The organism is Sphingomonas sp. Leaf257 (assembly GCF_001422185.1).
GTDB classification, from domain to species: domain Bacteria; phylum Pseudomonadota; class Alphaproteobacteria; order Sphingomonadales; family Sphingomonadaceae; genus Sphingomonas; species Sphingomonas yabuuchiae.
Window position 1 is genome coordinate 27,619 of record NZ_LMMH01000037.1, and the last position, 17,945, is coordinate 45,563.

Annotated in this window: 19 protein-coding genes; 6 read left to right on the forward strand and 13 right to left on the reverse strand. The window is 66.9% G+C overall.

Annotation, left to right across the window (positions count from 1 at the left end):
• Window positions 1–34: 34 nt before the first annotated feature.
• Window positions 35–532: a MarR family transcriptional regulator gene (locus tag ASF14_RS19985; protein WP_056439560.1), complete on the forward strand. Its 498-nt coding sequence runs from the start codon at window positions 35–37 to the stop codon at window positions 530–532.
• Window positions 533–728: 196 nt separating this feature from the next.
• On the opposite strand, the gene proC is transcribed toward ASF14_RS19985, so the two are convergent.
• The 5 genes from proC to ASF14_RS20010 form a co-directional block, all read right to left on the reverse strand.
• On the reverse strand, window positions 729–1,529 hold the full coding sequence (gene proC, locus ASF14_RS19990) for a pyrroline-5-carboxylate reductase (RefSeq protein ID WP_269083259.1): 801 nt from the start codon (window positions 1,527–1,529) through the stop codon (window positions 729–731).
• Complete coding sequence (locus tag ASF14_RS19995; RefSeq protein ID WP_056439564.1) at window positions 1,526–2,029, reverse strand: YbjN domain-containing protein; 504 nt, start codon at window positions 2,027–2,029, stop codon at window positions 1,526–1,528. Before ASF14_RS19995 ends, proC begins: the two co-directional genes overlap by 4 nt.
• 138 nt (window positions 2,030–2,167) lie before the next feature.
• Window positions 2,168–2,449 carry an accessory factor UbiK family protein gene (locus ASF14_RS20000; RefSeq protein WP_056439566.1) on the reverse strand — a complete coding sequence of 94 codons (282 nt, stop codon included), beginning with the start codon at window positions 2,447–2,449 and terminating at the stop codon, window positions 2,168–2,170.
• A 21-nt stretch (window positions 2,450–2,470) separates the two neighbouring features.
• On the reverse strand, window positions 2,471–3,040 hold the full coding sequence (locus tag ASF14_RS20005; protein ID WP_443025853.1) for a TspO/MBR family protein: 570 nt from the start codon (window positions 3,038–3,040) through the stop codon (window positions 2,471–2,473).
• A 72-nt stretch (window positions 3,041–3,112) separates the two neighbouring features.
• Window positions 3,113–3,847, reverse strand: a complete 735-nt coding sequence (locus ASF14_RS20010; RefSeq protein ID WP_082442387.1) for a TlyA family RNA methyltransferase — start codon at window positions 3,845–3,847, stop codon at window positions 3,113–3,115.
• Window positions 3,848–3,984: 137 nt separating this feature from the next.
• Between ASF14_RS20010 and ASF14_RS20015 the strand changes: the two genes are divergently transcribed.
• Window positions 3,985–4,665, forward strand: a complete 681-nt coding sequence (locus ASF14_RS20015; RefSeq protein ID WP_056439569.1) for an RBBP9/YdeN family alpha/beta hydrolase — start codon at window positions 3,985–3,987, stop codon at window positions 4,663–4,665.
• A gap of 259 nt (window positions 4,666–4,924) precedes the next feature.
• On the opposite strand, the gene ASF14_RS21765 is transcribed toward ASF14_RS20015, so the two are convergent.
• Both ASF14_RS21765 and dxs read right to left on the reverse strand, forming a co-directional pair.
• On the reverse strand, window positions 4,925–5,092 hold the full coding sequence (locus ASF14_RS21765) for a hypothetical protein (RefSeq protein ID WP_156361338.1): 168 nt from the start codon (window positions 5,090–5,092) through the stop codon (window positions 4,925–4,927).
• Window positions 5,089–7,014 (reverse strand): 1-deoxy-D-xylulose-5-phosphate synthase, encoded by a 1,926-nt coding sequence (dxs, locus tag ASF14_RS20020; protein WP_056439573.1) that lies wholly within the window; start codon window positions 7,012–7,014, stop codon window positions 5,089–5,091. Before dxs ends, ASF14_RS21765 begins: the two co-directional genes overlap by 4 nt.
• A 94-nt stretch (window positions 7,015–7,108) precedes the next feature.
• Here dxs and ASF14_RS20025 point away from each other — a divergent pair, with 94 nt between their 5' ends.
• A complete protein-coding gene (locus ASF14_RS20025) occupies window positions 7,109–7,639 on the forward strand; it encodes a GNAT family N-acetyltransferase (RefSeq protein WP_056439575.1) in 531 nt (176 codons plus the stop codon).
• On the opposite strand, the gene ASF14_RS20030 is transcribed toward ASF14_RS20025, so the two are convergent.
• The 6 genes from ASF14_RS20030 to ASF14_RS20055 all read right to left on the reverse strand — a co-directional run bounded on the left by ASF14_RS20030 (window position 7,636) and on the right by ASF14_RS20055 (window position 13,637).
• Entirely contained in the window at window positions 7,636–8,346 is a 711-nt protein-coding gene (locus ASF14_RS20030) for a hypothetical protein (RefSeq protein WP_056439579.1), read from the reverse strand. The two genes, ASF14_RS20025 and ASF14_RS20030, sit on opposite strands and share 4 nt — an antisense overlap.
• A 114-nt stretch (window positions 8,347–8,460) precedes the next feature.
• Entirely contained in the window at window positions 8,461–8,772 is a 312-nt protein-coding gene (locus ASF14_RS20035) for a hypothetical protein (RefSeq protein WP_056439582.1), read from the reverse strand.
• 156 nt (window positions 8,773–8,928) lie between these two features.
• Complete coding sequence (locus tag ASF14_RS20040) at window positions 8,929–9,522, reverse strand: hypothetical protein (protein ID WP_056439585.1); 594 nt, start codon at window positions 9,520–9,522, stop codon at window positions 8,929–8,931.
• A 123-nt stretch (window positions 9,523–9,645) separates the two neighbouring features.
• Window positions 9,646–11,457 carry a DUF885 domain-containing protein gene (locus ASF14_RS20045; protein ID WP_056439587.1) on the reverse strand — a complete coding sequence of 604 codons (1,812 nt, stop codon included), beginning with the start codon at window positions 11,455–11,457 and terminating at the stop codon, window positions 9,646–9,648.
• An 80-nt stretch (window positions 11,458–11,537) separates the two neighbouring features.
• Window positions 11,538–13,154, reverse strand: a complete 1,617-nt coding sequence (locus ASF14_RS20050) for a DUF5597 domain-containing protein (protein ID WP_056439590.1) — start codon at window positions 13,152–13,154, stop codon at window positions 11,538–11,540.
• An 84-nt stretch (window positions 13,155–13,238) separates the two neighbouring features.
• On the reverse strand, window positions 13,239–13,637 hold the full coding sequence (locus ASF14_RS20055; protein WP_056439594.1) for a hypothetical protein: 399 nt from the start codon (window positions 13,635–13,637) through the stop codon (window positions 13,239–13,241).
• 319 nt (window positions 13,638–13,956) lie between these two features.
• Between ASF14_RS20055 and paoA the strand changes: the two genes are divergently transcribed.
• The 3 genes from paoA to paoC are packed head-to-tail and all read left to right on the forward strand — an operon-like array spanning window position 13,957 to window position 17,764.
• The gene (gene paoA, locus ASF14_RS20060) at window positions 13,957–14,610 is read left to right on the forward strand and encodes an aldehyde dehydrogenase iron-sulfur subunit PaoA (protein ID WP_082442388.1); all 654 of its coding nucleotides are present in this window, start codon (window positions 13,957–13,959) and stop codon (window positions 14,608–14,610) included.
• On the forward strand, window positions 14,607–15,557 hold the full coding sequence (locus tag ASF14_RS20065) for an FAD binding domain-containing protein (protein WP_056439598.1): 951 nt from the start codon (window positions 14,607–14,609) through the stop codon (window positions 15,555–15,557). Before paoA ends, ASF14_RS20065 begins: the two co-directional genes overlap by 4 nt.
• The gene (gene paoC, locus ASF14_RS20070; RefSeq protein WP_056439601.1) at window positions 15,554–17,764 is read left to right on the forward strand and encodes an aldehyde oxidoreductase molybdenum-binding subunit PaoC; all 2,211 of its coding nucleotides are present in this window, start codon (window positions 15,554–15,556) and stop codon (window positions 17,762–17,764) included. Before ASF14_RS20065 ends, paoC begins: the two co-directional genes overlap by 4 nt.
• Window positions 17,765–17,945: the final 181 nt, after the last annotated feature.

The window sequence follows — 17,945 nt, forward strand, 5'->3', positions numbered from 1 at the left end:
CCGTGGCCTAGGGCGTGTGAGTAGACGGGTCAACATGGCTGCCTCTAACCAGTCCGCATCGGCACAGTTTCTCCGCGAACCAGAACTCCGCAGGGGTATGGAATTGCTGTATTTCGGCAATAGCCATCTCGTGCGCTCGATCGATCGCGGTCTTGCCGCGCAGGGGTTGGGCCGTGCCCATCACCGCGCCCTTTATTTCATGGCACGCAAGCCCGACATGACGGTCAGCGAGCTGTTGTCGCTGCTGGCGATCACCAAGCAATCGCTGGGCCGCGTGCTCAACGAGCTGGCGAGCCGCGACCTCATCGAGACTCGCCCCGGCGATCGCGACCGGCGGCAAAGGCTGCTCCGCCTGACCCCGACGGGGGCGGCGATGGAGGCCGAGTTGTTCGACGCGCTACGCGAAAAGCTGTCCAAGGCCTATGCGCGCGCGGGTCAGCAGGCGGTGACGGGGTTCTGGACGGTGCTGGAGGGGTTCATTCCGGAGAATGAACGCGCCCGGATCGAGGATTTGCGGTCCAACGACGGCTGAGTTTTTCTCGTGCCCTTTTGTTCGCGCGAAGCCGCGATGGCGCGAAGAGGAGGAGTTGTTTTCGCGCGGAGGCGCGGAGGACGCTGAGGTGTGACGAGCGCGGCTCCGTAAGACTTTTGCCTCCATCGTCGGCAGGAACGAGATAGCTCTCAGCCATCGTTCTCCGCGTCCTCTGCGCCTCCGCGCGCACGCAAATTCAGCGGCGCGCGGCGGCGGCCATTTCGCGGTTGCGGCGTTCCGCGGCCGTCAGCGTTTCGGCCATAAGCCGCTTGAGCGCATCCTCCGCGTCCAGCACGTTCAGCCCTTCGCGGGTCGAACCGCCCGGGCTGGCCACACGATCCGCCAGCACAGCGGGCGGGGCGTCGGCGTCGATCGCCATGGCCCCTGCCCCGTCGACGGTGGCCAGCGCCAATTGCTGCGCCAGTTCGGGGGACAGCCCCAGCCCGACCCCGGCTTGCGCCAGGGCATCGATGAAGCGGAACACGAAGGCAGGCCCGCAGCCCGCCAGCGCGGTCACGGCGTCGAACCGACCCTCATCCTCCACCCAGGGGGCGAGGCCGAGCGGTCGAGCGAGCGCTTCGGCGGCATCGCGTACGGCCCCGTCGGTGGAGCGGGTGTAAAGCGCAGTCACCCCCTGCCCGATCGCGACGGGAAGATTGGGCATCATCCGCACCACCGCACCCGCCGGAATATGGCTGGCCAGCGTCTGTTCCTCGACCCCCGCCAGGATCGACAGCAGAATGGCCGGGTTCAGATGCGCCAGCGTCGGCGCGATGTCGCCCAGTTGCTGGGGCTTGAACCCCAGCATCAGGATCGCAGGCGCCTCGTCGATCGGCAATGCCGTCAGCGAGCGCACGCCCTCTGGCGCGCGCGTGCCGCTGCGCGTGATGACGGTCACCTGCGCGGGATCGAGCCCTTGGGACAACCAGCGGCGCAGCATCGCGCCCGCCATGTTGCCGCACCCCACCAGCCAGATCGGCCCGACGGGAAACGTCACGCTTCGCCCTGGGTTTCGATCAGCGCGGCGGCCAGTGCCTCGCGCGGGGTCTTGCCGCCCCACAGAACGAACTGGAATACGGGGTAGAAACGTTCGCACTCCTCGATCGCCGACTCGACCAGCAATTCGGTGGCGGAAAGCGAGATGGTCCCGTCCTCGCCGCCATCGACCATCGCGGCGTGGCGATAGAGCAGGATGCCGCTGTTCGACCACAGCTCGAAATGACCGATCCACAGCTGTTCGTTGACCAGCGCCAGCGCCTCATAGATGCTCGAGCGGCGGTCGTCGGTCACCTTGATGTCGGGGAACGCCAGGAATTGCAGCACGCTGTCGTCGCCGCGCCACAGGGCACGAAGTTCATAGCTGGCCCAGCTGCCCTTGACCGTCGCGACGATTTCCTCGTCGTGGCGCTCATGTTCCCATCCATGCGCGGCGAAATAGGCCTCCAGCATGTCGATGGGGGCCGATTCTTCGGCTTCATGATCGGTCGATTCAAGCATCAGAGGCCCTTGCGAACAAACCCGGACCAGCGCAGGTTGCACTGCGCAAGGCCGGGCCGCAAGCCGCCGGGTGCCGAAAACTGTGGATAGCTGCCTGGCCGGTCGGGCCGGACAGGATCCGTTCCGATATCGGGCCGGTCAGGATTCCACCCCGGCGGTCGTGCCGCCCGTCGTGCCGTTCAGCCGCGCTTCCAGCGCGTCCAGACGTGCCTTGAGCGCATCCGCCTCGTCCCGCGCGGCGACGGCCATCGCCTTGGCGACCTCGAATTCCTCGCGGCTGACAAAATCCAGACCACCGATCCATTCGCGCGCGCGCGTCCGGGCGCTCGCCTCGGCTTCGCGGCCCATGCCCGCCACGGTGCCCGCCAGGCCGTTCATCACCTTGGCGAAATCGTCGAACAGCTTGTTGTCGGCCTGCATATCAAATTCCCAAAAATCGTTTCACAGCATTTGGGAGGTCTGCGCCCCCGGCACAAGCCTTTCCGCATCCGGATTGAGCTGGTCGATGCGCCAGTTGAGCACGCCCGCGAAGGAAAGCCAGATCAGATAGGGCACCATCAGCCACGCCGCGCCCTTGCGAATGCGGGAGAAGGCGACCGTGGTGGCGATCGCCAGGAGCAGGATGGCGACGATGACGAACAGCGCCAGCCGCACCTTGTGCGCACCGAAGAACAAGGGCGTCCAGGACAGGTTGAGCAGGAACTGGGCCGCGAACAGGCCGATCGCCACCCCTCGTCCGTTCGCGCCGCGAGCATGGACAATCATCGCCAGCGCCAGGCCGATCATGATGTACAGCGTCGTCCACACCACCGGAAACACCCAGCCCGGCGGGTTCAGTTCGGGCTTGGTGAGCGCCATGTACCAGCCATTCTCGCTGCCCGACGGCACCACCCGGCCCGAAGCGAAGCCGAGCAGCAGGATCAGCGGAACGATCACAACCGCCCAGCGGAGGAATGACATGCGCAACTGGCCCTTCGACGCGATCGTGCCCACTCGTCCCTCTTTCGCCATGATGTCTGTCGATCTGCCCCAGGGTCGGGGCACAGTAAACGGAAAGCTCAACGCCAATCAGACCTTACCCGTTCAATTTCGGGATGCGGCCACCAAAAACTCGACATTCCCCTCCGGGCCAGTGATCGGACTCCGGGTGACGCCTTCGACCTGCCAGCCGCTCTTGGTCAGCCACGCGACGACCTGATCACAGACCCGCTGGTGGACGGCGGGATCACGGACCACCCCGCCCTTGCCGACCTCTTCGCGCCCCGCCTCGAACTGCGGCTTGATGAGGGCAAGCAGGCGCCCGCCGGGCTTGGCGAAGCTCAGCGGCCGTTCCAGCACTTTGGCCAGCCCGATGAAGCTGGCGTCACACACGATGATATCGACCGGTTCGGGAATATGCGCCTCGGTCAGGATGCGGGCGCTGGTCTGTTCATGGACGATGACGCGCGGGTCCTGGCGCAGCGACCAGGCGAGCTGGTTGGTACCACTGTCGACCGCATAGACGCGCACGGCACCCTTTTGCAGCAGCACATCGGTAAAGCCGCCGGTCGAGCTGCCGACATCGATCGCGACCGCGTCGATCACGTCCCAGCCGAAATGCTCCAGCCCATGCGCCAGCTTGATCCCGCCGCGCGATACCCAGGGATGATCGCGCCCGCGCACGTCGAGCACGGCGTCCTCGGCCAGTTGCTGGCCGGGCTTGGCGATCTTCGTCTCGCCCGAAAAGACGAGGCCCGCCATCACCAGCGCCTGCGCGCGGGACCGGGATTCCACGAGTCCGCGATCAACGAGCATCTGGTCGACACGCTGCTTGGCCATCGCCCGCCCCTACAAGCCGCCTCGGTCCGTCGCAAGCCGTCATCCACCGGACGCATCGCCTATTGCCTATTAGATTAGTAGGAATATCTTCTTTGGTAGGATCGGGAGTCGACCCGGCCCTATCGAGGAGATGCCATATGGGTTCGTTCGCATCCTATGAGGCCCGCAAGCCCACGGTCCTCACCGTCCCCGGTCTCGGCGGCTCGGGCCGCTCGCACTGGCAGTCCCTATGGGAAGAGGCGCGACCCGATACGATCCGCGTCGAACTGGGCATGTGGTCGACCCCGCATCGCAATGCCTGGGTCACGCGGCTGGATCAGGCGATCCGGCAGGCGCAGGCGCCGGTGATCCTAGCGGCGCACTCGCTCGGCTGTCTGGCGGTCGCCTGGTGGGCGGAATTGTCGCCGCAGCCCTATGGCTGGCCGGTCGCAGGCGCCCTGCTGGTCGCGCCCGCCGATGTCGACCGCACCGACGCGCCCGAGGCTCTAAGGGGCTTTGCGCCCTCGCCGCGCACGCCGCTGCCCTTCCCTTCGATCCTCGTCGCCAGCCAGGACGATCCGTGGATCACGATCGACCGCGCGCACAGCCTAGCGGTCGATTGGGGCAGTCATTTCGTCGACGCCGGGCATCAGGGGCATATCAACGCCGCCAGCGGCCTGGGCTGGTGGCAGGAAGGACAGGAACTGCTCGGCCGGGTGATCGCGGCGAGCGGCATGGACCGGCCGTCACCATCCGGGCCCCTGTCGCCCAGCGAAGCGCGCGCGGTGCTGGCGGTGAACGCGACCGACGCGGCGCAGGCGCATTATCTGGGGCGGTGAGTTTTTCGCCCCGTCCAGCCTGAGCGAGGTCGAGGCCCACGGAATTGCCTCTCCTCCTGCGGTTCCCCGGCGAAGGCCGGGGCCCAGTTTCGGCGAAGCTGAGAGGGGAATGGAAACGACGAGTGGGAGGCCAACGCCATCGGTGGCAATGGCCTCCCACGCCCATTCACGGAGCCTTTGCAACCGCACAGAAACTGGACCCCGGCCTTCGCCGGGGAGCAGATTCTGTTTCGGGTGGGGGCGTGGCCTAAGACCTATCTCAGACGGAACGGGGGTTTTGATCGGCCTCGATCGCGTCCTGCTCGGCCTCGGCCTTCGCCGCCGCCGTGGCATGCTTCATCCGCCGCCACATCCGCACGTTCAGCCCGACCATCATGACCACCGCCAGCGTCGTGAAGACGATGACGGCGGTCCAGCCACGGATCACGCCCGCGCGCCTTCCGTGACGTTGGCACTGTTGTGGCGCAGCGCCTTCAGCACCGTCTCGACGATCGCATCGGCATCGAGACCGGCCTGCGCATATTGCACCTCGGGCTTGTCCTGATCCTGGAAGATGTCGGGCAGACGCATCGTGCGCAGCTTGAGGCCGCCGTCGATCAGCCCTTCGTCCGACGCCATGGTCAGGACATGGGCGCCCAGACCGCCGATCGCGTTCTCCTCGATCGTGACCGCCACCTCATGCGTGGTCAGCATCCGGCGGATCAGCGCCTCGTCCAGCGGCTTGGCGAAGCGCAGGTCGGCGACCGAGGTCGACAGCCCCTTGGCCTCCAGCGTATCGGCGGCGCGCAGCGCCTCGGCCAGGCGGGTGCCGAGCGAGAGGATCGCGACCTTCTTGCCCTCGCGCACGACGCGGCCCTTGCCGATCTCCAGCAGTTGCGGCGTCTCGGGCAGCGCCACGCCGACACCGTTGCCGCGCGGATAACGCACTGCGATCGGACCGCTGTCGTGGTTCACGCAGGTATGGACCATATGGACCAGCTCCGCCTCGTCGGCGGCGGCCATCACGACCATGTTGGGCAGGCTGGCCAGATAGGTGACGTCGAACGAGCCCGCATGGGTCGCCCCGTCCGCCCCGACCAGACCGGCGCGGTCGATCGCGAAGCGGACCGGCAGATTCTGGATCGCGACGTCATGGACCACCTGGTCATAGGCGCGCTGGAGGAAGGTGGAATAGATGGCGCAGAAGGGCCGCATCCCCTGCGCCGCCAGACCGGCGGCGAAGGTCACGGCATGCTGCTCGGCGATACCGACGTCGAAGAAGCGCTCCGGATGCGCATTCGCGAACCGGTCCAGACCGGTGCCCGAGGGCATGGCGGCGGTGATGGCGCAGATGCGCGGATCGCTGTCGGCTTCCTTGGCCAGCGTCTCACCGAAGACATTCTGATAGGCGGGCGGTCCCGGCGGCGCCTTGGCCTGGGCGCCGGTGATCACGTCGAACTTCTGGACGCCGTGATATTTGTCCGCCGCCGCCTCGGCCGGGGCATAGCCCTTGCCCTTCTTGGTGACGACATGGATCAGGATCGGCCCCTGCTCGGCGTCGCGGACATTCTCCAGCACCGGGATCAGATGGTCGAGATTGTGACCGTCGATCGGGCCGACATAATAAAAGCCCAGCTCCTCGAACAGCGTGCCGCCCATGGTCATGCCGCGCGCAAACTCGTCCGTCTTCTGCGCCGCCTTCTGGATCGGACGCGGGAAGCGCTTGGCAAGCTTCTTGAGCACGTCGCGCACGCCCAGGAACTCGCGGCTCGACACCATGCGCGAGAGGTAGGCCGACAGGCCGCCGACCGGCGGGGCGATCGACATGTCGTTGTCGTTCAGGATCACGACCAGGCGATTGCCCGCCTGCTCGGCATTGTTCATCGCCTCATAGGCCATGCCCGCCGACATCGCGCCGTCGCCGATCACGGCGATACCCTTGCCCGGCGTGCCGGCCAGCTTGTTGGCGATGGCAAAACCCAGCGCCGCCGAGATCGAGGTGGAGCTGTGCGCCGCGCCGAACGGGTCGTATTCGCTTTCCGACCGCTTGGTGAAGCCCGACAGGCCACCGCCCTGGCGGATGGTGCGGATACGCTCGCGCCGCCCCGTCAGGATCTTGTGCGGATAGCATTGATGACCGACGTCCCAGATCAGCCGGTCGTCGGGGGTGTTGAAGACATAATGGAGGGCGACGGTCAGTTCGACGACGCCCAGCCCCGAGCCCAGATGGCCGCCGGTGGTGCCGACGGCCGAGATCGTCTCGGTCCGCAATTCGTCGGCGAGTTGCCGCAACTGCTCGGGGGCCAGGCGACGAAGGTCGTCGGGGGTGTGCACCGTGTCGAGCAGCGGGGTCTGAGGAATGTCTGCCATTTGACCGGCTTATCGCAGCTAAACGGTGGTGTCGATTGCAACTGTTCACCCCATCGTCATTGACGGACCGGAATAATTGCCCCGAAAAGGTGCGATGTTTACCTTCCGCTGGGCCGACGCCGCCGACATTCCCGCCATCGCCGTGTTGATGGAACGCGCGATTTCGGTGCTGCAAAAGGGCTTTCTCTCCCCCGCCGAGATCGCGGCCAGCCGTTCGGTCATGGGACTGGATACGCAACTGATCGCTGACGGCACCTATTTGCTGGCCGAGAAGGACGGGCGGCTGGCGGGCTGTGGCGGATGGAGTGCGCGGGCCACGCTCTATGGCGGCGACCATAGCCATGGCTTGCGCGACGCGGCGATGCTCGACCCGGCCAGCGACCCCGCCCGCATCCGGGCCATGTATGTCGACCCGGATTTTGCCCGGCAAGGGCTCGGCCGCGCCATCCTCGCGCGATGCGAGGCGGCGGCGCGGGCGGCGGGTTTCACGTCCGCCGAGATGATGGCCACGCTGGCGGGCGAACCGCTCTACCGCGCCTGCGGCTATGCTCAGATCGAGGCGATCCGGTCTGCCCCGGTCGAGGGGGTGCAGGTTCCGCTGATCCGCATGGGCAAGCCGCTTTAACCGGGTGCTTGCGTCCTCAGACGGGGAAAGACCTCGTCGATCGGCTTTGTGTCGGGCAGGATATAGACATAGCCGCCCTTGCGACGGAATGTCGGCCGCAACTGCCGGGCGTAGAAAGCCTGAGGGACGTTGATGCAGCCGAATGTGATGCGGTTGTCGTCCGGCTTCGGCGACAGCATCCGTTCGCGGCGTTTCTCGCGCGCGCCCGCATCCTTGGGGATCGGGTGCAGCGCCACCGAGGTCGCATAATCGACCCAGAGCACCCGCTCGCCCGCCACCGGCAGCCCGAACTTGGCGAGATAGCGCCCGGCGGGCGTGGTCTTCTCGGCGGGACCGAGCGAGGCCAGCGTCTTGGTGCCCACTCCCGGACTCGCCTCGTCGCCCGGCATGATGCCGATCAGGACCGGCACCGCCGCCTGCTGCGTGCCGTCGGGCGCGAACAGGAAGAGGGTCGCGTTGACCTTGTCGACCACCGCCCAGGGCAGGCCGCGATTGTCATGCGCGCCGGACACCCATGCGATCACGCGCTGCGCCTCAGGAGACGAGGTCAAGACCGGCTCGGGCGCGGCGACCGGCGGGGGCTTTGGCTTCCCCTTCGATTTGGATGGGGCCTTGCGGGCGGCCTTGGGCGGCTGGGCGGTGCGCGCATCGGCGACTGCGGGGGCCAGCAGGGCGAAACCCGCCAGCGACAGGATCAGGGACTTCATCGGGGCAGGCATGTCATCGGTGCGGCATACTCAGGCAAAATGCCGGCCCCTCCCCCGGCGCGGGGAAGGGACCGGCACGTCATTCAGCGGATATCGTCGCTCAGGCCGCTGCCATCAATGGCGCGGACGACGAGCCGGCTTCTGCTCCTGCACGGTCAGGCGCTGTTCGACGCCATCGACGCGGCCGCCCAGCTGGTCCAGCCGCTGGCCGTTCTGCTGCGCCTGACCCGAAGCGGCCTGCGCCTCGGCCAGCGCCTGCTTGGCCGTACCATCGGTTTGCTGGAGCCGCGATTCGAGCGAGTCGACGCGCTGGCTTACCGGGGCGATCTGTTCGCGCACGAAGGACTTCGTCGCGCAACCACCAAGACTGACGGCACCCGCCAGCGTCACGACAGCGAGGAGGGATTTGGACGCGTAAGCAGACATAACAGTTCTTTCAGTCGTTAACCAACCGCAACAACGAAGCCGAGTGGAAAAAGTTCGACAATCCTGTTTCTGTTCGACCGTGCCGGTTTTTCGACCAAGCGTTTACTGCAACACTATTTGCAACAAGCCCTATTGTGTTAAGATGCCGTTCAGGGTTCAGCGTTTGCGCGAGGCGGGCTTAGCGAACGGATCGCGGGGAATGCCGTCCGCCGCACCTTCGAAACGGGTCGTCTTGGCTGGTGGGGCCTTCCGCGCCGTGACGCAATCGCGCAGCGCGGCGATGGCCGCGCCGCTGCCCGCCAGCGACAGGCGCTCGACCGGCACGTCACCGCGCGCGATGTTCAGCGTCTGGGACCGGGCGAGATAGGTCGGGAACGGCTTTTCGAAGCTGGTGACGAAACCCCGCTGGTCGTCGGACGCCAGCCCGACCGCGAAATGCTTCGGATAGCTGCCACCCGTCAGCGTGAAGTCGAGCGCCAGCCGCTCCTTCGGCTTGATCGACCAATTGGCGTTCAGCACCGTCAGATGGTTCGACCCGTCACGATCCAGCCCCAGCAACAGCGTCGTGTCGCCCGGCCGGTCATAGATACGCGTGAGGAAACATCCGTCGCCATCCTCGCTGACCGCCAGCGTCCAGTCGCCGATCTTGCGCGGCAGGCCGTCCTTATCGGCGGCGTTCGCACCGGTCGGCGATAACGCGACCGTTAGGCCGAGCAGCGATAGCGCGGATAGACGATGTGAAAGCTTCATAGACTTCTTCCTCCACCGTCGACCCTATCCGCCCCACCCGCCATTGGCCAAGCCTCAGGTCTGTAAGGGAATGCGCCATACCTCCCCTCGCCCCTCACAGAGGGGAGAGTGTTGATTAGAGCGTTACGCCATCCGCTCGCGCACCACCCGTTCCAGCACGTCGAGCGGCATCGCGCCCAGCGTCAGAACGCGGTGAAAGGCCTTGGGGTCCCATTTCGCGCCCGCCTTGGCCTTGGCTTCGTCGCGCAACCGGGTCCAGACGGTGTGCCCGATCTTGTAGCTGCACGCCTGCCCCGGCCAGACGGTGTAGCGGTCGATCTCCCCCTGGCTGCGGCCACGCGCGATGCCGGTGGTGGCGATCAGATAGTCGGTCGCCTTCTCACGACTCCAGCGCTTGGCGTGCATCCCCGAATCTACGACGAGCCGGGTGGCACGGAACAGCAAGGATTGCAGATAGCCGACCTGCCCCAGCGGATTGCCCTCATACATCCCCATCTCGTCGGCGAGCTGTTCGGAGTAGAGCGCCCAGCCCTCCGAATAGCCCGAATAGAAGCCGCGCCTGCGGATCAGCGGAATGTCCTGGCTCTCCAGCGCGGACATGACCTGCAGGTGATGGCCCGGCACCGCCTCATGATAGGTCAGCGTCGCCAGCCCGAATTTGGGCCGGTCGAACGTATCGCGCAGGTTGATGAAGTAGATGGCGGGCCGCGACCCGTCGAGCGACGCCGATTGGTAATAGCCGCCCGGCGCGCCCGCCTGGATCGCCTCAGGCACGCGGCGGATTTCGACCGGTGCCTTGGGCAGGACGGCAAACTGTTCGGGCAGGCGCCGGGTCATGGCGGCGACCTGTGCGCGCAACTGCTCCAGCAGCGCCTCACGCCCCGGATCGGTGTTGGGGAACAGCTGATCCGGCCGCTTGTTGAGCGCGACCAGCCGCTCGCCGACGCTGCCCTGCGCCATGCCTTGCGCCTTCAGGATGGTGTCGATCCTCGCCCCGATCTCCCCCACCTGCGCCAGTCCGAGGCGGTGGATTTCGTCGCCGGTCATCTCGGTGGTCGTCGCGGCGGCCGCCGCGGCGGTATAATAGGCCTCGCCGTCCGGCAGCCGCCAGACGCCCGCGTCATGGACCGCACGGCCGCGCAATTCGACGACGAGCGCACGTTGCCGGTCGAGGGCGGGGAAGACCCGCTCGGTCATCAGCCGCGCAACCGCCTGCGCGCGGTCGGGCGGCAGGTTGGCGGCCTTCAGCTTGGCGGCGAGATCGACCGCCGGGCCCGTTCCTTCGGCGGGCTTATCTCGGACCGCTGCCAGCTGTTTCAGCGTGGTGTCGAGAATATAGTCCGGCGCGAAGACGCCCTTGGCCGCATCCTCGCGCTGGCGCTCGGTCTCGGCATCGATCGCCGGACCGAACGCCGCGACCCGCGCGACATAGGCGTCGGCATCGGCGGCGTTGGTGACGCGGTGCTGGTTGCCCAGGAAATCGGGCACGTCCCGGTAAGCTCCCGACAGCTGGCTGAGCACATAGGGGGCATAGCGGCCCGCGCTCGCCCCATAGGAAAAGCGCTCGCCCGCGATCATCCGGTCGAGGCTGTAGGCCAGGATGTCGTAATCCAGTCGCGCCCCCTCGCCCAGCGCATCGCGCGGGATGGTGGCGAGTTGCGCACGTTCCTGCCTGGCGCGCGCGAACTGGCGCATCTCGCCCGCCCGCGACGCATCGCTCAACCGCGCCTTCAGGCCAGCACGCGGACCGGTGTCGAGGCCCAGCGAGGTCGCCTGCTCCGGACTGTCGTCCAGCCGCGCATAGAAGAAACGGTCGAGCATCGCCCGCAACTCGGCGTCACGCGGCCCCGTCCCTCGGGAAACCTTGGCCCAGGACGGCGTAGCGGCGGCCGCCGCAGCGAGGCTGGCGGAGGCGAGGAACTGGCGACGCTGCATGAACACTCCCGGATCGTTTCTGGCTTGGCGGATCAGGCTAAGCCGTTGATCCGGGCGTGCAAAGAGATTTGTCCGCGTCCCTAGCGATAGCGTCCCATCACGACCTTCAGCACGACCGGCCGGTCGATCAGGTTGATGCCGTAATCGGTCTGGTCGCCGTTCCACAGCCGGTCCATCACCCAGCGCCCCTCGGCGAAATGCCCCTCCTCGATCCGGACGATCATGGCCTTGGGATCGGGGGTCGCGGGCTCGAAGCGGACGCGGACATGGTCGCCGGTCATCAGATATTCGTCGCGCGCAAGCTGGACGACCGCCATGCCGCCGACCGGCTCGGCCTTCCATGGCGCGGGTTCGGACTTGAGCCAGCTCCAGCTTTTCTCGCCAAACTGCCACTGGCCGAACTCCGCCCGGATGCGCCAGTCGCCCAGCACCGCCTCTCGGTCGCTGCCGTCATCGGGCTTCGCGGTGCCCCAGCCCGGATGTTCGAACGCCGCCTTCGCCCAGTCGCGCATCACGCCGCCCAGCGCCGCATAGGGCCCGGCAAAGGCATCCAGCGTGGCGTTGTCGAGCGCCCTGGCCCCCAGGGGATAGTTGAAGAATCCGGTGTCATCCATGCCGAACGGCGCAAAGCCGATCGCGCCGTGCCCCAGCGCCTCATAGAAATAACGGGCGAACTCGCGGGCATTGCCGATCTCGGGCACCAGCAGCGGATTGTCGGGCCGGGCATAGGCTTTCATGTAAGCGGTCACATTGGCGCTCGCCCGGTCGTAAATGTCGGGCGCTTCCGCATCGATCAAGGGCGCGGCGACCTTCCAGATGTCGAGCACGTCCTGCTGCGGCCCGCCGCTCGCCACGCCGTCGGGATCGGGCACGTTGGACGGCCCCGCCAGCGCCGCGTTGACGTACATGGGCAGCGGCTTCACCGCCTTGCCCGCCGCGACGATCTCGTCGATGTAGCGCGCCGTATACCAGGTGTTGAACGCACGGTCGGCCTGCGCCCCGAACACCGCCGCCCAGGTGCCGCGCGGCTTGCCGAGCCTGCGGGTCAGCGCCTCCGGCACGACTCCGTCGAACAGCGTCTGCGCCGCCGCCGAATAGTCGCGCGGGTTGCGATAGCTGCCGACCTCATTCTCGGGCTGGACCATGATGACCGTGTTCTGCGGATCATGCTCCTTGAGGTACGTCATCAGCCGGACGAAGGCGCGCTTGTCCGCCTCCAGCGTGGTGCGCGCCATCGGGGTCAGCGCGTAATGATTCTGCCCTGCCTTCGTCTTCATCCGGGGAAAGCGGCGATTGTCTAGCTTGACCCAGTCGGGCGTGTAGCCGGGCGAGGTGTTCTTCCATGTCGCGAACCACAGCAGGACGACACGCTTGTGATGCGCGCGCGCCTGATCGAGCAGGGTCTGGACGAAGCCGAAGTCGAAACGCCCCTCCTCCGGCTCGATCTGCTGCCAGGCGACGGGGATTTCGATCGTATTGGCGTGGATGCGGTCCAGCACCGGCCAGACCTGCGGCAGGGCGGCGGCATAGTTGCTGGAGTTGTTGACCTGCGCCCCCAGCATCAGGAAAGGGCGGCCATCGACCATCAGCGCGTGGCGACCACCCTTGTTGACGATCTGTGGCACTGGCGTCGTCTGCGCCATCAGCGGGCCGGCCAGCCCCAGCGCCAAGACGGCGAAGCCCTTTGCCAGGCGCATCACATCCTCCCCTTTTTTCGCGATCGTTCGGCTCAGGCTGTGCAACGGACGGCGCGCTCGATCAACGCCTATCGGACGGGCGTCTCAAGCGGCCAGCCCGCGATCCGCCGACGCCATGTCGGGCGGACACGGCATCGGCGCGGCCAGGCGATAATCCTCCGCCAGCCGGGCGATATCCAAGGGGGTAAAGTCGCGGTCATAGCGCCCCACATCCTCTTCCTCCTGCTCGCGCCAGTCGCCGATATCCGCCATGCGGACCGGCCGACACGCGACCAGTCCGATCCAATGGGCCAGCAGCACGTCCAGCTCGCGCAGGCCGTTCGCCGTCACCCGCGCCCGGACATGGCGATGCCGGTTCGACAAGGCCGACGCCTCCACCGCCCAGAGCGGCGCGATCCGCCTCTCCAGCACATCGATGCCGGTCATCAGCGCGTGATAAGCCCGGTTTCGCTCCGCCGCGTTGCCCGGCAGCCGGACGATCAACGGGGCACGCCCTCAAGACGGGACAAATAGTGCATCCGGGCGGCTCCGTCGCGACAAGCGGGAGCACAAGGGTCTCTCAGCCGCCAGCGCTTGCGGTCGTCAAACCGGCGATGCGCGGTGCTACCACGCCCGGCATATGGCGTCTTCGACTTTCTCGCGCACCCGATACGTTCCGGTGGCGAGTGCGGCAATTTCTATCCCATGATAATTTCGCGGGCCACAAAAACCGTTTACGTGCGTTATGAACGAAATGTCAGCCAGCGGTGTATGCGCCAGCGGTTGGATAAGGATCTGGACAGGGTGCAAGGGAGCCGGGACATTGGCGGACAGCAGTGAATTTACCGTGTCGCGACGCGGCATGATCGTCGGAGGCGCGGCCACCGCGATGGCCGCCTCCGCCCCGGCCGAGGCGCAGACCCAGAGGAGCACCATGCCTGCCGATCCCCCCGCCATGCCCGTGACGCTGAAGGTCAACGGCAAGCCGCGCACCCTGTCGCTCGATCCGCGTACGACGTTGCTCGACAGCTTGCGCGAACATCTGCACCTGACCGGCACCAAGAAGGGCTGCGACCATGGCCAGTGCGGCGCGTGCACCGTGCTGGTCAATGGAGAGCGGATCAACAGCTGCCTTTCCCTGGCGCTCCAGCATGATGGCGACAGCATCACCACCATCGAGGGGCTCGGCACGCCCGAGAAGCTCCACCCGATGCAAGCCGCGTTCGTGCGCCATGACGGATATCAGTGTGGATACTGCACGCCCGGCCAGATCTGCTCGGCGGTGGCGGTGCTAGACGAGATCAAGCGCGGCGTCCCCAGCCATGTCCAGGCCGACCTGACCGCCAGGCCGCAAGCCTCGGGTATCGAGATGCGTGAGCGAATGAGCGGCAATATCTGCCGCTGCGGCGCCTATTCCAACATCGCCGACGCCATGCGCGAAGTGGCTGGGGCGGACGTCGCGGGAGCCAAGGCATGAAGCCCTTCACCTACGAACGTGCAAAAGACGCCGTTGCGGCAGCACGCGCGGCGAACAAGCCGGGCGCCAAGTTCCTCGCGGGCGGCACCAACCTGCTCGACCTGATGAAGATCGAGGTCGAGACGCCGACCCATCTGATCGACGTGCAGGACCTGAAGCTCGACCGGATCGAGAAGACGAAGGACGGCGGCCTGCGCATCGGCGCGTTCGTCACCAACACCGCGCTGGCCGCCGACGAACGCGTGCGGCGCGATTACGGCGTCCTGTCCCGCGCGATCGTTGCGGGGGCCAGCGGACAGCTGCGCAATAAGGCGACGACGGCGGGCAATCTGCTCCAGCGGACGCGCTGCCCCTATTTCTACGACACCAATATGGCGTGCAACAAGCGCAAGCCCGGCAGCGGGTGCAGCGCCATCGGCGGCTATTCGCGCCAATTGGCGATCGTCGGCACGAGCAGCGACTGTATCGCCACCAACCCCAGCGATATGAATGTCGCGATGCGGGTGCTGGACGCAGTGGTCGAGACGGTGAATCCGGAGGGCCGGACCCGCGCGATCCCCTTGGCCGATTTCCACCGCCTGCCCGGCAATACGCCGCATATCGAAACCGCGCTCCAGCCCGGCGAGTTGATCACCGCCGTCACCCTGCCCCGCCCGGTCGGCGGCACCCATATCTATGAAAAGGTGCGCGATCGCGCCTCCTATGCCTTCGCGCTCGTGTCGGTCGCGGCGATCGTCCAGAAGGACGGCTCGGGCCGGGTCGCGGTCGGCGGCGTTGCGCACAAGCCCTGGCGGGTCGAAGCGGCGGAAGCCGCGATGCCGCAGGGGGCCAAGGCGGTGACGGCGAGCCTGCTCGCCGATGCCCGCCCGACCAAGGATAACGAATATAAGGTGCCGCTCGTCGAACGGACGCTGGCGGCCGCCATCAGCCAGGTGAGGACCGCATGAAATTCACCGAGCCAGCCAGCGCCAATCCCATCGACCGCATGACCGTGGTCGGTCGCCCGCACGACCGGATCGACGGCCCGCGCAAGACCACCGGCACCGCAGCCTATGCCTATGAACGCCATGCCGAGGCACCCAACGCCGCCTATGGCTGGATCATCGGCGCGGCCATCGCCAAGGGGCGCATCCGTTCGATGAACCTCGACGATGCACGCGGCGCGCCGGGCGTGCTGGGCATCGTCACCGCCGCCGAGGCGGGCACGCTGAACAAGGGCAATTTCAACACGGCCAAGCTGCTCGGCGGGCCGGAGATCGACCATTATCACCAGGCCGTCGCCATCGTCGTCGCCGAGAGCTTCGAACAGGCGCGCGCCGCCGCCGGGCTGGTGCGGATCGACTATGATCGCGCCAAGGGCCAGTATGACCTGGACGAAGCGCTGAAGACCGCGCCGCTGACCGGCGGCGAAGAGGGCAAGCCCGGCAAGGAAGACCGGACCGGATCGTTCGAAAGCGCCTTCGGTGCCGCGCCGGTGAAGCTCGATGCCGAATACACCACCCCCGACCACAGCCATGCGATGATGGAGCCCTTTGCCTCGCTGGCGATCTGGGAGGGGGACCAGCTGACCGTCTGGACGTCGAACCAGATGATCGCCTGGGGGCGCGGCGACCTCGCCAAGACGCTGGGCATACCCAAGGAGAAGGTGCGGCTGATCTCGCCTTATGTCGGTGGCGGTTTCGGCGGAAAGCTGTTCCTGCGCGCCGATGCCGTCATGGCGGCGCTGGGCGCGAAGGCGGTCGGGCGGCCGGTCAAGGTCGCGATGCAGCGGCCGCTGATGGCCAACAACGCCACCCATCGCCCCGCCACGACGCAGCGCATCCGCATCGGCGCGACCAAGGACGGCGCGATCCAGGCGATCGCGCATGAAAGCGGATCGGGCGACCAGCCCGGCGGCGGCCCCGAGACGGCGGTCAATCAGACCAAGCTGCTCTATGCCGGGCCCAACCGCCTGACCGCGATGCGCCTGGCCGTGCTGAACCTGCCCGAGGGCAATGCGATGCGCGCACCGGGCGAAGCGCCGGGCATGATGGCGCTGGAAATCGCGATGGACGAGATGGCCGAGAAGCTGGGCATGGACCCGGTCGCCTTCCGCGTGAAGAACGACACCCAGGTCGATCCCGAAAAGCCCGAGCGCCGCTTCTCGCAGCGCCAGCTCGTCCGCTGCCTGGAGGAGGGCGCACAGCGTTTCGGCTGGTCGCAGCGCAACGCCAGGCCCGCCCAGGTCCGCGACGGACGCTGGCTGGTCGGCATGGGCGTCGCCGCCGCCTTCCGCAATCACATGAACATGAAGTCGGGCGCACGGGTCACGCTGAACAAGGACGGCCGGGTCGTCGTCGAGACCGACATGACCGATATCGGCACCGGCAGCTATACGATCATCGCCCAGACCGCCGCCGAGATGATGGGCGTGCCGATGGACGTGGTCGATGTCCGGCTGGGCGACAGCGACTATCCGGTGTCGGCCGGGTCGGGCGGCCAGTTCGGCGCAGCCAACGCCACGGCGGGCGTCTATGCCGCCTGCGTCAAGCTGCGCGAGGCGGTGGCCCAGCGGCTGGGGTTCAACTCGGCCGATCTGAACTTCGCCGGTGGTCAGGTGACGGGCGGCAATCGATCGGTCGCATTGCGCGACGCCGTCGCCTCCGGCCCGCTGACCGCCGAGGACCGGATCGAATTCGGCGATCTGGACAAGACCTGGCAGTTGTCGACCTTCGGCGCGCATTTCGTCGAGGTCGGGGTCGATGCCTATACCGGCGTCACACGGCTTCGTCGGATGCTCGCGGTCTGCGCGGCCGGACGTATCCTGAACCCCAAGGCGGCGCGCAGCCAGATGATCGGTGCGATGACGATGGGCGTCGGCTCGGCGCTGATGGAGGAACTGGCGGTCGACAAGCGCTTCGGCTTCTTCGTCAACCACGATCTGGCGGGCTATGAAGTGCCGGTCCATGCCGACATCCCGCATCAGGAAGTGATCTTCCTGGAAGAGGCGGACGACAAGGCCAACCCGATGAAGGCCAAGGGCGTCGGCGAACTTGGCCTGTGCGGCGTCGGCGCGGCGGTGGCGAATGCGGTTTACAACGCGACCGGCATGCGGATCCGGGACTATCCGCTGACGCTGGAAAAGCACTTGGACCGCCTGCCTGCGATCGCTTGAGGCGAGTTCCGATCCTTCTCCCCTGGACAGGCGAGAAGGAAGGAAAGGGTCAGTGAGGACCCTCTCGCATAGAATCCGATGACCTGAATAACCCCCCCTCCCCTTCGGGGGGGGCCGGGGGTGGGGCGCTTCCGCGAGCACGCCGCCTGTGGCGAGGCCCCACCCCAACCCCTCCCCTGAA